At 47.3% G+C, this 15,459-nt stretch carries 10 protein-coding genes; 7 read left to right on the top strand and 3 right to left on the bottom strand.

What is annotated here, in order from left to right:
* The first annotated feature begins 5 nt into the window (after positions 1 to 5).
* The 3 genes from OGY68_RS14345 to OGY68_RS14335 all read left to right on the top strand — a co-directional run bounded on the left by OGY68_RS14345 (position 6) and on the right by OGY68_RS14335 (position 4,215).
* Complete coding sequence (locus OGY68_RS14345; RefSeq protein ID WP_057067642.1) at positions 6 to 1,190, top strand: YgeY family selenium metabolism-linked hydrolase; 1,185 nt, start codon at positions 6 to 8, stop codon at positions 1,188 to 1,190.
* Positions 1,191 to 1,257: 67 nt separating this feature from the next.
* Positions 1,258 to 2,850, top strand: a complete 1,593-nt coding sequence (locus OGY68_RS14340; protein WP_008785573.1) for an N-acyl-D-amino-acid deacylase family protein — start codon at positions 1,258 to 1,260, stop codon at positions 2,848 to 2,850.
* Positions 2,851 to 2,928: 78 nt separating this feature from the next.
* On the top strand, positions 2,929 to 4,215 hold the full coding sequence (locus tag OGY68_RS14335) for an MFS transporter (protein WP_003826074.1): 1,287 nt from the start codon (positions 2,929 to 2,931) through the stop codon (positions 4,213 to 4,215).
* Between the two features lie 86 nt (positions 4,216 to 4,301).
* On the opposite strand, the gene OGY68_RS14330 is transcribed toward OGY68_RS14335, so the two are convergent.
* Positions 4,302 to 5,474 (bottom strand): hypothetical protein, encoded by a 1,173-nt coding sequence (locus OGY68_RS14330; RefSeq protein WP_286617140.1) that lies wholly within the window; start codon positions 5,472 to 5,474, stop codon positions 4,302 to 4,304.
* 839 nt (positions 5,475 to 6,313) lie between these two features.
* On the opposite strand from OGY68_RS14330, the gene evgA reads away from it, so the two are divergent.
* On the top strand, positions 6,314 to 6,928 hold the full coding sequence (gene evgA / locus OGY68_RS14325) for an acid-sensing system DNA-binding response regulator EvgA (RefSeq protein WP_008785570.1): 615 nt from the start codon (positions 6,314 to 6,316) through the stop codon (positions 6,926 to 6,928).
* 4 nt (positions 6,929 to 6,932) lie between these two features.
* The gene (locus tag OGY68_RS14320) at positions 6,933 to 10,175 is read left to right on the top strand and encodes an ATP-binding protein (protein ID WP_286580459.1); all 3,243 of its coding nucleotides are present in this window, start codon (positions 6,933 to 6,935) and stop codon (positions 10,173 to 10,175) included.
* Between the two features lie 74 nt (positions 10,176 to 10,249).
* On the opposite strand, the gene OGY68_RS14315 is transcribed toward OGY68_RS14320, so the two are convergent.
* A complete protein-coding gene (locus OGY68_RS14315; protein ID WP_057068462.1) occupies positions 10,250 to 10,882 on the bottom strand; it encodes a YfdX family protein in 633 nt (210 codons plus the stop codon).
* Between the two features lie 281 nt (positions 10,883 to 11,163).
* Between OGY68_RS14315 and OGY68_RS14310 the strand changes: the two genes are divergently transcribed.
* Entirely contained in the window at positions 11,164 to 11,760 is a 597-nt protein-coding gene (locus tag OGY68_RS14310; protein WP_057068465.1) for a DUF308 domain-containing protein, read from the top strand.
* On the top strand, positions 11,760 to 12,107 hold the full coding sequence (locus OGY68_RS14305; RefSeq protein WP_057068467.1) for an HdeA/HdeB family chaperone: 348 nt from the start codon (positions 11,760 to 11,762) through the stop codon (positions 12,105 to 12,107). The genes OGY68_RS14310 and OGY68_RS14305 overlap by 1 nt, the downstream gene beginning before the upstream one ends.
* A 208-nt stretch (positions 12,108 to 12,315) precedes the next feature.
* Here the strand turns inward: OGY68_RS14305 and OGY68_RS14300 are convergent, their stop codons facing one another.
* Positions 12,316 to 15,432, bottom strand: a complete 3,117-nt coding sequence (locus tag OGY68_RS14300; RefSeq protein WP_048236596.1) for an efflux RND transporter permease subunit — start codon at positions 15,430 to 15,432, stop codon at positions 12,316 to 12,318.
* Between the last annotated feature and the right edge of the window lie 27 nt (positions 15,433 to 15,459).

Genomic DNA, 15,459 nt, shown 5'->3' with positions numbered 1-15,459 from the left:
AACCCATGTTATCTGCAAACCGCATTGAAGAAGTCATTAAAAACTGTCAGGCGCTGATCCAACAAAAAAGTTATTCCGGTCAGGAAGGGGAAGTGGTTAATGCCATAAAAACAATGATGCAGCATTACCAATTCGATGACATCCACGTTGATAAGTACGGCAACATTGTTGGCGGCATTGTCGGCAACCAGCCGGGGAAAACGCTGGTTCTCGATGGACATATCGATACCGTACCGGTGAACGAAGAGAAGTGGTCCTGCAATCCATACGGCGGCGATATTGAAGATGGCAAAATTTATGGTCGCGGCACAACTGACATGAAAGGTGCCGTGGCGGCGATGATCTCCGCCGTGGGCTTTTTCGGTCAGGACAATCAGCGAAATTTTGCCGGGAAAATCTACGTTGCGTGCATCGTGCATGAAGAGTGTTTTGAAGGTATTGCTGCCCGTCTGGTCAGCGAGCGCTATAAGCCAGACTACGTGATCATCGGTGAAGCTTCCGAGTTAAACCTGAAAATTGGTCAGCGTGGCCGTGCTGAGATTGTGGTCGAAACCTTTGGTAAGCCCGCGCACTCCGCTAACCCACAGGCGGGGATTAACGCGGTGTACAAAATGGCGCAATTGATCGACAAAATTCGCACGATCACGCCGCCGACGCATCCGGTTCTGGGGCCTGGCATTCTGGAACTGACCGACATTAAATCTTCGCCGTACCCGGGAGCCTCGGTGGTACCGGATTACTGTCGCGCAACCTACGATCGCCGTTTGCTGGTGGGTGAAACCAAAGAAAGCGTGATTGCTCCGCTGGAAAATGCGCTTGCCGAACTTATTGCTCAGGATCCGCAGTTTAAGGCCCGAGTGTCCTACGCGGTGGGTCAGGAGTCTTGCTATACCGGCGCCACGATTGAGGGAGAGCGTTTCTTCCCCGGCTGGGTGTACGACGAGTCCGACGAATTTGTGCAGGCAGCGTTAGTGGGCATTCGCGAGGCTGGCTTTAATCCAACCATTACGCAGTACTCATTTTGTACCAACGGTAGCCACTATGCGGGCGAAGCGGGAATCAAAACCATCGGCTTCGGTCCTTCACGAGAAAACCTGGCACACACCATTGATGAGTATATCGAGATCGATCAGTTAACCGGCTCAGCCAGCGGCTATTACAGCATCATCCAGACACTCTATCGCCAATAAAAATAAAGATAACCACCTCTTACCTTACAGGCGGTGTCGCTCAGCAGCACCGCCATGGAGAATAACGATGAAAACCATTTTCAAAAACGGAAATGTAATCGATGGGACGGGCAGTGAAGGCAGGATTGCCGATGTGATGGTTGATGAAGGACGTATTGTCGAAATCGGTCAAATTGAGGTTGGCATCAATGAACAGGTAATTGATGCAACAGGAAAAATTATTTGCCCTGGCTTTATTGATACCCATACGCACTCTGACCTGTCGGCCATTATTAACCCCGCGCTGTCGGCAAAAATTCGTCAGGGTATCACCACCGAACTGTTGGGCCAGGATGGCGTCGCCTTAGCACCGCTACCTGAAGAATATATTCCAGCCTGGCGTAAAAATATCGCCGGGCTGGACGGTGACACCGACAAAATTGACTGGAAGTATAAAAATACAGACGGTTATCTCAATCTGCTGGCATCACGTCATCCGGCGACAAACCTCGCGTATTTAGTTCCTCATGGCAACGTGCGCATGGAAGCGATGGGTCTGGATGGGCGTCCTTCGACCCGTGAAGATGTGGCGAAGATGTGTGAAGTCCTTGAGCGGGAGCTAAAGGCTGGGGCATTTGGACTTTCCACAGGACTTATCTATATGCCTTGCGCCTTTGGTGATACTGCCGAAATGATTGAACTGTGTAAGGTCACGGCGAAATATGACGGGATCTTTGTGGTGCATCAGCGCAGTGAAGCTGACGATATTATCAACTCAACCCAGGAACTGATTGATATCGCCAAAGCCACTGGCGTCTGGCTACATATTTCGCATATGAAGGTTTGCGGCAAGAAAAACTGGGGGCTGATCGACCAGATGCTGGGCATGCTGGAACAGGCGCAGGAAGAGGGAATTCGTATCTCTTTCGACCAGTATCCGTATGTGGCGGGCAGTACGATGCTTGGCGTGATCCTGCCGCCCTGGGTTCACTCCGGTGGTACGGACAAATTACTTGAGCGTCTCGCCTCGCCCGAACTGCGCGCCAAAATGATTGATGATATTCAGCAGGGTATTCCTGGCTGGGATAACTTTATCGATTTTGCCGGCTTGGACCAGATTTTTGTCACCAGCGTGAAAACGGCAAAAAATCAGGATGCTGTCGGTTTGAACCTCGTCCAGTTGGGCGAGCTGCGCGGAAAAGATCCGTACAACGCCACCTTCGATCTGCTCTTTGAAGAGGAAAACGCCGTGGGGATGGTCGACTTCTACGGTACCGAAGAGCACGTGATTAAGTTTCTCTGTCGACCTGAGCAAAACGTCTGTACCGACGGCTTAATGGGGGCTGGCAAACCGCACCCGCGCGTGTTTGGCGCATTCCCTCGCGTACTCGGTAAATATGTCCGTGAAGAGGGATGTCTGAGCTGGGAAGCGGCAATCCGCAAGATGACGGGGAAACCTGCTGAAGTATTGGGTTTGCAGGATCGCGGACTGCTGAAGGTAGGTTATGCAGCGGATATTGTGATGTTCGATCCGAACACAATTACGGATAAAGGTACTTTTGTGGAACCCAATCAGTACCCGGAAGGGATTGAAATTGTCATGGTTAATGGGCGCATTGCCTTAATCAATGGCACGGAAAGTTATGCCTGTAGCGGTACGGTTATTAGAAAACAATATTAATAAATAACGCTAAACACGCATGGATCTATCGCGACTATTTATGGCCGCGGTAGATCACTACACCCTAAGGACATCACAATGAACCTACAAACGTCTTTACCTTCAGGTAAACCCAAGACCTGGAAAGCAAGATATACCGTCCTGACCCTGATCTGGCTGGCGTGGCTGCTCTCTTTTCTCGACAGAATGGTGATGAGCGTTTCGCTCCCTTATATTGGCAAAGATTTAAATCTTGATACGACTCAACAAGGTTTAATTATTAGCGCCTTTTTTATTGGTTATGCTGCCTTTCAGATTCCCGGTGGATTACTGGCGGATAAATTTGGCTCGCGCAAAATCATGGCCATTGGTATTGCATGGTGGTCTGTGTTCACCAGCTTAACCGGCGCTGTGCTGACGCTGCCGCTGATGTTAGCAGTACGATTCTTCTTTGGTATCGGTGAGGGATGTTTCCCGTCGGCCTCATGGAAGATGATATCAACCTATTTCCCGTCGAAAGAGCGTGGTCGCGCCACGGCGATTCAGTCAACGGTTAACACCTTAGGCCCAGCGCTGGCGGTAGTTGTGGCTGCAAGCATCATCGGGGCATTTGGCTGGCACATGGTTTTTATCGTGCTGGGTATTCCCGGTCTGTTTATCGCGGCAGGTATCTACTTATTTACGCGTGACAACCCGAAAGATCACCCTGCCATTACGCAGCAAGACCTGGCGGAGCTGGCTGCTGACGATCAGGGGAGCCTGCAAAACACCAGCGCTATCGCGTTTAAAGACGTACTCAAAATGCCAGTGCTCTGGCAAATGGCCAGTATCTGGTTTTTGTTTGATATTACCTTCTGGGGTTTTTCAACCTGGCTACCAAGCTACCTGATTACCGTACGAGAGTTTTCTCTGGCAAAGACCGGTGTCATGGCGGCCATTCCCTTCCTGTTCGGGGCAGGCGGAACATTATTAGGCGGTTATTGCTCAGACAAATTCAAACCCCAGCGTAAAACGCTGTATGTCGTAACCTCTGTTATTGCCGCGGGATTCCTGTATCTGACTTTCAGCGTGAGCAGTGCAGATATGGCGGTGGTTTATCAGTGTGTCTCAGCCCTGTTCATGTTCTTTGCCATGGCGACGTTCTGGGGCATTCTGATGGATACGATCCCGAGCAACATCATGGGACGGGCATCCGGTATTGTTAACTTTGGCGGCCAGATGGCGGGGGTTGTATCAGCGCCTATCATCGGCTGGCTTATCCAAAGTAGTGGCGGAAGCTATAACAGCGCCTTTATCTTTATGATTGCTGCACTGTTGTGCTCAGCTGTCGTTACACTGACAGTCAAAAGCTCGCACGCAGTGGGAGCGTTGCCCAGTAAAGCCTGATTAATGTCTCTCTTGTGGCTCTGCTGTTCCAGAGCCACATTAAGGATGACGGAAATAAGTGATTAAGAGCCTATCCCATTAGGCTCTTAGTGGAAACTCAGGAATCGGTTTGATAGAAATGCAGAGGATCTTTTAATCGTTTCCTCTAAGGAAAACAGTATAGGATTTTGTAAACTACAAAAATGAGATGTTTTGTTATCTCTTTTATCTATAACAGGAAAGGGGTAAAAAACCTTATTTTTAGGGAAGCATTCTGTATAAATGCTCATATGGTTTAATACTTCGCTGTTCAATGGTTTGGCCTTGTTACATATCTCGTTGGCGAATGCGCTGCATTTGCTGCAATTACAACGACATGCAGAATATTCAGTCGAGGTGAGGGAATCATTATTGCCAATATTAAATCCTAGCTTTCCTCGCCGGATATAAGCATCCATTATTCCACTGGCTTCATATTTTAGCAGTAATCCCTCCCGTTCACTCCGCGTTAAAGATGGCGATAATATATAACTCAGCAACAAGGTGGTTCTTTCATTTATGGATGGATATAGATTTAACTTGTTGATCTGTTTCGTCTTAATGATGAAATAGGACGCGATGACAAAGCCAAGGCATCGAGCGGTACTCATCTGCAGATCCCAGTTGTCTTTTTGTACGGTATATTCGAAAGTTACAGGCATGAGTGAATGTTCGTACGCTAGAAAGTCGGCAATAAACTCCATGGTCCTGATATACGGAAGTTGGTTGCCATTCATCTTGATGTATTGATGCTGGCAACACATCAAATGAACCAATTCATGAAAGAAAACAAAGTTCATAAAAGAGCGGGCGGTGTTAAGAGATACCTCTACTGAATGTATGTCAACGCGATTGGCTATAATGCATAGCGCTGTATCGGCTAAGGCTGTGTGTTTAAATATGGAGGCAAGATCGAGACTGATGTTTAAGTTGTATGTTCCTGCAACAATAATTACCCATGAATAGAATCTGTGATTAATTGCAATATATGCAATATCTTCGTGGATAACTATCTGGATTAATGGTTCATTTTCGTTCACAAAACCCCATACGGTTTTGTTCACTGGGATGAGTGAGTCTTTACCCAGCCAGGCTTCGATCATCAAATCCAGCTCAGTAAATGAATACCATGTAATATCGGTATCAATATTTTCAGGTGAACACCAGGATTGATAAGGCCATGCGTCAGGCATTGTGTCAGGGAATACAACATTGTTTAATGATTCTCGTATTTGATTCATTTTGCTATACGCCATCAATCAATTGCTTTGCTTACTACCAGAAGAGAAGCGTAACTTGCTGTTCTGGTAACCTATTTTTCTCCTTAGAATGTGAAAGTGATGCTTTTAACGTTGGCCGGTTTTTCTTCCCGCCAGGTTGTGCCAGTGTACGATCCCTCTGGATTTACAGTTTCTCCAAAATTCAGGTTAGTAAAATTGTTATCACCCGAAAGTATGAAAAATGCTCTATCTTATTTTTTTAGCAGCGCATCGATGTAACCTGGAAATTTGAAAATGCGCTGTTTCTGCTTTATTTAAGCATAAAGACAAGTGTAGGATAATTTCATATAGAAATAAAATTAACAAAAAACGGTCGTAGGCAACGTATTGAAAAATAATATCTGTTTGTAATGTAAAGTTGCTGGCATAGAAATGTGCATGGGAATGTTCAACGTAAGCGGCTATTTGATGGCAGCTTTCCACCATGCCACCCTAACGGAATGATCGTCAGATGAGGGGGGGGTCGTATTTTTACGGTTCTAATGCTTACTACCCTATTGATATTAATAACTTTGTTAAGAATGAACCCTAATAAATGAAAGACCTGTCCTACATGTGTAGGAATTTTCCTTTACGTTGTGTTAATGATTTGATATTTACAAAGGTTCAAAGTTTAATTTTTGTAAATCAAAATGTTATTTTTATGATTTATTCATTCGAGTTATGAAAAAATAATAAAATATACGCGTGGCTATGCTAGAATTTTCCTCTTAAAGTCTTGCGTTTATAAAACATAATATTGAAGACTCATCTGCTCTATAGCCATCGCCTCTCTTTATTTATCGGGATTCTTATACGCAATGAACGCGATAATCGTTGACGATCACCCATTGGCTCGCATTGCCATCCGCAACTTACTCGATACCAATGGTATCGCCGTGACCACCGAACTCGACAGTGGGGATCAAGTGGTTCAAACCGTTGAAAAAACCAAACCGGAGCTGTTGATTATCGATGTGGATATTCCGGGTATCAGTGGCATCGAAGTGCTGGAGCAGCTGAGAAAGCGGCACTATGCTGGTGTAATCATTATCATTTCAGCCAAAAATGAATTTTTTTACGGCAAACGTAGCGCCGAATACGGTGCTAACGGATTTGTGAGTAAAAAAGAAGGTATGAATAATATTCTTGCCGCAATCGAAGCAGCAAAAAATGGCTATAGCTATTTTCCCTTTTCCCTTGAGCACTTTACTGGTTCATCCGTCAGCGAGCAGGATAAGCTTGATACGTTGTCGAACCAGGAAATGAGAGTATTGCGTTATATCCTTAATGGCATGGATTATAGCACAATTGCCAGCAAAATGAATATCAGTAATAAAACGGTAAGTACCTATAAAAGCCGGTTGATGGAAAAATTAGATTGTTCATCATTAATGGAAATTTATGATTATGCGCAGAGAAATAAAATAGGATAGAGTAATGCTGGAACGCTTTTTTATTTTTTTGATGGTCGTCTTTACCATCGGGTTGTCTACGGGTGTAAGCTCAGCTCGGCAAGTTGAGCTAAAAAGTAACTATAATACCTCAGTGCAAAATATCGGCTTGAACAGGGAAGAAACAAACTGGTTAGCGCATAAAAAAACCTTGGTTGTTGGCACCTGGTTACCGGAAGTCTCCCCCATTGTTTATCAAAATAGCGGTGAATATTATCGGGGCGTCAACGCGGATTACCTTGCGTTAATGCAAAAGAACCTCAATCTAAAAATCATTATAAAGCAGTATGATAATGAGCAAGAGGCGCTGGCCGCGCTCGCCAATAACGATGTTGATACGCTGATAACCCAACTGTCCCGACGCCAGGATGTTGGCGGAAATCTGTTGCGCACTTCGGCATTGCTGACCACGTGGCCGACGCTTGTAACATCGCTAAAAAACACTCTGCTGCCGCTGACCTCGAACCATCAGGTTAGCGTCGCGTGTGTACGGGATTGCCCTTTTCTCGATGTTATCCAGGGGGCTTTTCCTGAGGCTAAAGTCTCATTTTATGACGACGAGTATCAGGCTATGGCGTCGGTAGTGAATGGCGATAACCAATATTATATTGGTAACAATATCACCAGCAGTCATTGTATCTCTCGATACTTCTCACAATCACTGGTTATTACGCACTACTTTGATAAGCAAGAACAATATAATTATTTTGTCGTTAACGAAGATCAGCCTGTATTAAGAAATATTCTTGATGGTTTCATTACTTCAATCAGTAATGAAATTCATATGCAAGTCATGCAGAACTGGCTGAACCGCGGCAACCTTGCCTATCTGAATGCGCCTATTCCTTTCACCGATCAGGAAAAAGCGTGGTTGAAGAAAAAGCATGTTATCCGCATTTTAATCAACCCAGATTACTCGCCCTATACGCTGGTCGATCGCAGTGGTGAGTTACGCGGTATTTTTGGTGATTTGCTGAATATTATTCATCTGCAAACGGGGCTCGATTTTGAACCCATTTTAGCTAGCTCCAAAAGTGAGCAGACAAAGCAAATAAGCGGCGAACAGTGGGATATGTATCCCACTATCACGCTAACTTATCAAAACCCGCCCAATTCGGCCTTTAGCGATCCGCTGATGAATGTGGCATTTGTGATGATCACTTCCCGTGAGGAAACCGCTGAATCGCTACTGGAGAAGCCGATACGTATTGCTTTGCCTGCCGGGCATGTGCTGGAAAGCGAGCTGAAGCAACGCTATCCGCAGGCCACCTGGGTGAATGCGGATACTGGCAGTGTTGCGATGGCCATGGTCAAGGAGGGCAGCGTTGATGCGGCAATCGCTACCGAATTGTCGGCAAGATTTATGGTCGATCATTACTACCAGAAAAATATGCACTTTTTTAGGCTTCCAGATATGCCTGGTGCCTCGGTAAGTTTTGCAATCTCTCCCCGCGAGCCGGTGTTGAAGTCTGTTATGGATAAAGCGCTTCAGGCCATACCGCCACGTGAAATTTTGCAGATGACGGAGAGGTGGTCGAAAATTTCCAATACGCAGGTCGATTTCTGGAGTCGATATAGCAAACAGTTCTATCAACTGGGGATATTCGCGCTGCTGCTGATAGCAATTAGCCTGATCTGGGGGATCTCACTCTCCCGTGAGGTAAATAAAAGGAAACAATCGCAGCGGCTACTGGAAGAGCAGCTTCATCTCAAAGAAGCATTATCTCAAGAACTGGAAAACGAAAAGAATAAAGCGATTGAAGCAACCAAGGCCAAAAGTCGCTTTCTGGCGAGTATGAGCCATGAGTTACGTACTCCGGTAAGTTCGATTGTTGGCTTTGTGGAATTACTGTCGAGTTCAGAACTCAGCCCGGCACAGCGAAAAGAGGCGATTGCCCTTACCGGGGCGACGGCCCAGTCATTGCTTGGGCTGATCGGTAAGATACTGGATGTGGATAAGATTGAGTCTGGTAAATACCAGGTTGTTCCTCAATGGACGGATCTCTCGCAGCTCATTGAATTGCAGTGCCACTCTTTCGATGCCTTAGCCAGACAGAAAGGCATTACGCTTGCCTGCGTTAGTCAATTGCCGGCGAACGAGCGGGTATTTGTCGATCAGCAGGCTTTGCGGCAAATTCTCACCAACCTGGTGGGTAATGCGTTGAAGTTTACCGAGCAGGGCAGCATTCATGTGACGGCCCGCTTGACGCCTGAGGGGGAGAATCACGGTACCCTGACCATCGCCATTAGCGACACCGGTTGCGGTATTAGTGAAGAGGAGCAGGCGGGGCTGTTTCAGCGTTACGCTCAGGGACGCTGCGGGCGTCAACAAACCGGTTCCGGTCTTGGGTTATTTATCTGCAAAGAACTGGTGACGTTGATGGGCGGCACGCTGGAGTTGATGAGCGTCCCGTTGCAAGGAACCACGTTTACCATAACGCTGCCGGTTGAAACGGCTCGTCAGTCGATTGTATCGGATGGCGATGCGCCCGGTACTCTGTTACCGCTTCCGTGTCTGTCTATTTTGATAGCTGACGATAATCCAACCAATCGCCTGCTGCTCAAGCGACAGTTGAATGCCATTGGCTACAGCGTGGATGAAGCGTGTGATGGGGAGGAAGCAGAAGCCAAACTGGCGAAGAAATCGTACGATCTGCTGATAACCGATGTAAATATGCCGAAAAAAGACGGGTTTGATCTCGCGGCTTCGCTACGTCGTCAACAGCCGAATTTACAAATATGGGGACTGACGGCCAGCGCACTTCCACAGTCACGCGATCGATGCCTGCAAAATGGTATGAACTTGTGCCTGTTCAAGCCTGTGTCGATTCAGACACTGACCCATGAATTGAGTAAAATCGAAACCGGTTATGCGTCTCCTTGTACAATCCGGCATTTGAAATTCAATGTGTTGACGGAAAATACCGGCGGCGATCGCGCACTGATGAACGAGATTCTCGAGACATTTCGCGAGGCAACGCTGAATGATATACAAGCGGCTGAGAAAGCCGTTCTGCAAGATGAACCTCAGCTGTTTTTGCGAGCTCTTCACCGGTTGCATGGCTCGGCGCAAATTCTGGGTATCACTGCGCTACAGAACCTGTGCGAACCTTTCGAATCCAGACGACATGACGATCTTCCTCTGGCAGTACGCGAGGAGGCATTGCAGAAGATTATTGCTGTTATGCGGGAAATTGAGATTGAGATAGACAGTCTGATTAGCCATTAATCCCCCTGATCGGGTAGCCGTAGCTGCCCGATCAGGAGAGAAAGTCCTGGTTCAACACTCCGTAGTGCTGAGTACTACTGGCCTGCGCCGATCATCTCGCTATCGACCACAATGCCATCTTCAGCACCTTTTAACACAAGGTTTGCTTCATAGTATTTACCGGAAGCCAGCAGTTTTTGCGCGCTGGCAACGGCTTTACGAGTCTGATTCAGAGGCATCAGGTATTGGGTCTGAAGCACGCTGATACCAGCCAGTTGCAGAGTATCCACTGCACCTTTCCAGTCGCCTTTGGCCATTTTGCCATTCGCTGTTTTGATAGCGGATTCTTTGGCCGGAGTCGCAATATAGTCTTCTGACAGCGCGACCGTAGCGTTAATAACCACGTACTGATCGTCAATCATCTTGGCTTTAGGCGCAGCTTTTACAAATTTCGCCCAATCTTTGCTGTCGCCTGCCAGCAGGGAAGCCGCGTCATCGGTTAATTTTTTAGCGCTGTCAGGCTGTCCATGAAACAGGGCCAGACGAGCAAGCTGAATATCACGCATCGCATTTGCGCCTTGCACTGCGACCTGCATAACATCGGCAGCTTCTTTTTGTACATTTGCGGTAGCAGCTTGCGCCGGAGTGGTTGTGGTAGCAGTAGCAGCCATCACTGGTGCTGAACCCATCATGGTTGCAAGCACACCCGCAAGAATAATCTTTTTCATTACTTTCTCCTGAATAAATTTGGTATATGTCACCAAACGCAATAAGCATATTAAATAATGTTAAAGAGAGAAATCAGAGCCAAGATAGAATAATGACCGTTTAATCCTACAAGTGTCAGATGTCTGACATGTGTAGGAATATACGCATAGCGACATTCTCTTGTTCTTATATACGCTTCCTTAGTGGAAGTCTTATCATTCCACTGTAAGTAACATATGTTGAGTGAGTAATAATTCTTGTGTCAACAGGTTACATTGCGTTTATGTATAACGGAGGATGTATGTTTGTTTTTAATCAGCGTAGCCTGAGAGCGTTTAATGAAAAAACACTCGTTCATTATAAAAAGCACGCGACGATTATGGCGGTGTTGATGTTGATTTGTGGCATCTGCTGCTTGATTTATCCGATTGTTGCAGGTGTTTATTTAAGCTATGCAACCGGCTTTATGTTCCTGGTATGTGGTTTCTATTCTATTTATAGCCTGTTTAGCTCAGGTAAAAAGCAATTGAAAGCCAAATTTACCTATGCCTTTTTTGCTATCGCGTGGTTACTGCTGGGTTACTGTTTCCTCGTGAATCCTGTGATAGGCATGAATTCACTGGCAATGGTATTTTGCTGCCTGTTTATTCTGGGTGGTATTTTTCGTATCGCCTCTGGGGTCAAACTGTTCCGTAGCCCGGGTTATGGATGGAACATTTTTATTGGTATTTTTGACCTGCTTATTGCCGGCGTATGGCTGAATATGGATCCCGACAGATCGTATGTATTTACCTCAATTTTTATTGGTGTCGAGATGATCTTTAGTTCTTTAGCTTTTATCAGTCTGCGTAGAAATGCGACGCTGGTTAAAACTGATAAGCTCGCCGATAAAAATTAATGCTAACTCTGGAGCGCATAGTGAATATTAAGATGATGGTTTCTGCAGCTATTCTTGTGACCTCTGTTATGGCACCAATGACCCGTGCTTTTGCTACTCAGGCAACGGAAGCTGCGCCACAAGATATGACCTGTAAAGAATTTGTTGATATGAGTCAGCAATACAAGACGGCAATTGCCTTTGTGATTGTTAATAAAAATTCTGACTTTAAAGGCGATGATTATGTTCCCCTGCATGAGGTGGAAACGGAAGCTGTACCGAAAATGGTTAAAATGTGCCATCAGCATCCGAATACAAAACTGGGTGAACTGGCTGTAAATCTGAAAGGTTCCGGTCTGCACTATTGATTAACCGTTTTGATAGCCTGGCTTTAGTTAGAATTGACAACCTCTGTTCCTACCCTCAGTCGTTCCTTATAAAAAATCCGCGTAATGCTTACCCTGCTATCCACGAGAAACTCGCTGGATAGCCGTGCCCGCTAATAACCGTAGACCTGACAAACGAAGCCCCATCCCTGGGAATTTAATAATCTAAACCCAGGGATAGGGCAGGGGATCAGCGTCGAGCTTTAAATCGCGCTAACGTATTTTCAACGAGGACAAAGAACACTGGAACAAAATAGATTGCCAGTACCGTCGCGGCCAGCATCCCACCGATAACCCCCGTACCGACGGCATTTTGCGCACCAGAGCCCGCGCCGTTGCTTATTGCCAGTGGAATAACCCCCAGGATGAAGGCGAGTGAGGTCATCAGAATTGGACGTAAGCGCATTTGCGCGGCTTCCACCGCAGCCTCAAGCGGTGTTTTCCCTTCTTTCTGCATAATCTCGACGGCAAACTCGACGATCAGAATGGCGTTTTTAGCCGACAGCCCCATGGTGGTGAGCAGGCCGACCTGGAAATAAACATCATTGCTCAGGCCACGCAGATCGGTAGCCAGTAAAGCGCCGACCACCCCGATTGGCACAACCAGCATCACCGAGAACGGGATCGACCAGCTTTCATACAGTGCCGCCAGCGCCAGAAACACGACGATCAGCGAAATGCCGTACAGCATTGGTGCCTGGTTTGTGGATAGCGCCTCCTGATAAGACAGACCGGTCCAGGCATAGCCGACGCCTGCGGGCAGTTTATTAATCAGCGATGCCATAAATTTCATCGCATCACCGCTGCTTTTCCCTTCAACCGGCTGGCCCAGAATTTCCATTGCTGGTTGACCGTTGTAGCGTTCAAGGCGAGGAGAACCGTAGGTCCACTCGGTGGATGAGTAGGCGGAGAGCGGCGTCATGGAACCGGAGGCGTTACGTACGTACCAGTGGTTGATATTGTCCGGCAACATACGGAACGGCGTATCGGCCTGGACATACACTTTTTTTACGCGCCCCTGGTTCAGGAAATCATTGACATAGCGACTACCAAACGCGGTGGAGATGGTCTGATTAATATCCGATAACGCAACGCCCATAGCTTCAGCCTTTTTGGCGTTGACGTGAATGCGGAACATCGGTGTATCTTCCAGACCGTTCGGACGCACCCCGTCGACCTCACCGGATGACTGGTTGGCCAAAGCCAGAAGCTGGTTCCGCGCCTGCATCATTTTTTCATGCCCAAGATTACCGTTATCCAGCAGCTCCATATCAAACCCTGATGCGGTGCCCAATTCTGCGACCGCCGGTAAATTGAACGGATAAACGACGGCATTATTGATGGTGCTTAAGGCCATCATGGCCCGTCGAATAATAGCGGTAACCGAGTTTTCTTCGCCAACGCGTTCTGACCAGGGCTTCAGGCTGATAAACGCCAGACCGTTGTTTTGTCCCTGGCCGCTGAAACCAAATCCGCCGACGGTGAAAACAGAAGCAACGTTTTTCTGCTCTTTCGTCAGGTAGTAGTCGGTTATTTCCCCGAGCACTTTACTGGTGTTCACCATCGTTGAACCCGAAGGCAATTGTGCCGTGGTCATGAATACCCCCTGATCTTCTTCAGGCAGAAACGAGGTCGGAGTGCGTAAAAACAGCACAATCATGCCCGCGCCAATGACTAAATAGACGACCATATAACGGCCTGTGCGACGTAGCAGTCTACGGGTGCTGTCCGTGTAGTGCTGAGTGCATTTCTCCATGAAGTGATTGAAACGGGTAAACAGAAAATGTGTGTTTTCCTTTTCTCCTTCGTGGGATTTCAACAACATAGCGCAAAGTGCAGGCGTCAGGCTCATTGCCACAAATACCGACAGCAGCATGGAGGAGATCAAGGTGATGGAAAACTGACGGAAAATTTCACCCGTTGCCCCGCTCATAAACGCCATCGGCATAAATACGGCGGATAACACGACGGCAATACCAACCAGCGCCCTCTGGAGCTGGCCCATTGCTTTATGCGTTGCCGCTTTTGGAGACAAGTGCTCTTCAGCAATAATACGTTCTACGTTCTCAACCACCACGATGGCATCATCGACCAACAGCCCTATCGCCAGCACCATGCCAAACATCGTGAGCGTGTTAATCGAAAAACCGGCGACGTCGAGTATTGCAAAGGTTCCGAGGATAACCACCGGAACGGCGATAGTGGGGATAAGCGTCGCACGGAAACTCTGTAAAAACAGATACATGACGAGGAATACCAGAATGATTGCCTCGATCAAAGTATGAAAAACACCCTGAATCGAAATCTCGATAAACGGCGTGGTGTCATAGGGATAAACGGTTTTCATACTGGCCGGAAACCAGGCCGATAATCTGTTCAGCTCTTGTTTGACCGCCTGGGACGTTGCCAGGGCATTGGCACCAGCGGCAAGTTTAATCGCAATCCCGGCGGCGGGTTTGCCGTTGTAACGTGCAACCGTTGCATAATTTTCCGCACCCAGCTCAATGCGCGCGACATCGCGCAGCAGAACCTGAGAACCATCTTGCTGAACTTTAAGGAAGATCTTGCCAAATTCATCGGTCGTTTGCAGACGCGTCTGGACGATTATCGACGCATTTAACTGCTGATCGGCTGACTGAGGCATACCCCCCAACTGCCCGCCAGATATCTGATTATTCTGCACTTTGAGCTGGGTAATGACGTCCTCGGGAGTGAGGTTATACTTGTCGAGCTTTTGTGGATCCAACCAGATGCGCATGGCGTATTGCGAACCGAATAACTGTACGCTCCCCACCCCGGCAGTGCGGCTTAGCGGATCTTTAATGTTCGAGGCCACATAGTCGGCAATATCATATTGGCTCAGGCTGTTATTATCAGAGATAAAACCGGCAACCATTAAGATATTGCTGCTGGATTTATCAACGCTGATCCCTTGCTGTTGTACTTCCTGTGGCAAGGAAGGCATCGCCAGCTGCAGTTTATTCTGTACCTGAACCTGCGCAATATCGGGTGACGTACCCGTTTTGAAGGTCAGGATAATCGAGGCATTACCTGCCGCATCGCTGGTGGATGACATATACATCAGGCCATCAAGACCATTCATATTCTGTTCAATCACCTGGGTGACGGAGTCTTCAACGGTCTTTGCGTCAGCCCCTGGGTAGGCAGCGCTGATGGTAATGGTTGGGGGTGCAATTTGTGGATATTGGGCGACAGGCAGGTTCATTATCGCGATACCGCCCGTAAACATCATGATAATAGCGAGCACCCAGGCGAAAACCGGGCGCTCAATAAAAAAGTTGGCCATGAAGAAAGTGTCCTTAATGCCTGAAAT

This window comes from Citrobacter sp. Cpo065 (assembly GCF_030332805.1).
Taxonomy (GTDB): Bacteria; Pseudomonadota; Gammaproteobacteria; order Enterobacterales; family Enterobacteriaceae; genus Citrobacter; species Citrobacter portucalensis.
This window is presented reverse-complemented; position numbering and strand designations above follow the sequence as displayed.

Coding starts and splice junctions, on each gene's coding strand:
- OGY68_RS14345 (WP_057067642.1), top strand. CDS start 6: ATGTTATCTGCAAACCGCATTGAAGAAGTCATTAAAAACTGTCAGGCG.
- OGY68_RS14340 (WP_008785573.1), top strand. CDS start 1,258: ATGAAAACCATTTTCAAAAACGGAAATGTAATCGATGGGACGGGCAGT.
- OGY68_RS14335 (WP_003826074.1), top strand. CDS start 2,929: ATGAACCTACAAACGTCTTTACCTTCAGGTAAACCCAAGACCTGGAAA.
- OGY68_RS14330 (WP_286617140.1), bottom strand. CDS start 5,474: ATGAATCAAATACGAGAATCATTAAACAATGTTGTATTCCCTGACACA.
- evgA (WP_008785570.1), top strand. CDS start 6,314: ATGAACGCGATAATCGTTGACGATCACCCATTGGCTCGCATTGCCATC.
- OGY68_RS14320 (WP_286580459.1), top strand. CDS start 6,933: ATGCTGGAACGCTTTTTTATTTTTTTGATGGTCGTCTTTACCATCGGG.
- OGY68_RS14315 (WP_057068462.1), bottom strand. CDS start 10,882: ATGAAAAAGATTATTCTTGCGGGTGTGCTTGCAACCATGATGGGTTCA.
- OGY68_RS14310 (WP_057068465.1), top strand. CDS start 11,164: ATGTTTGTTTTTAATCAGCGTAGCCTGAGAGCGTTTAATGAAAAAACA.
- OGY68_RS14305 (WP_057068467.1), top strand. CDS start 11,760: ATGCTAACTCTGGAGCGCATAGTGAATATTAAGATGATGGTTTCTGCA.
- OGY68_RS14300 (WP_048236596.1), bottom strand. CDS start 15,432: ATGGCCAACTTTTTTATTGAGCGCCCGGTTTTCGCCTGGGTGCTCGCT.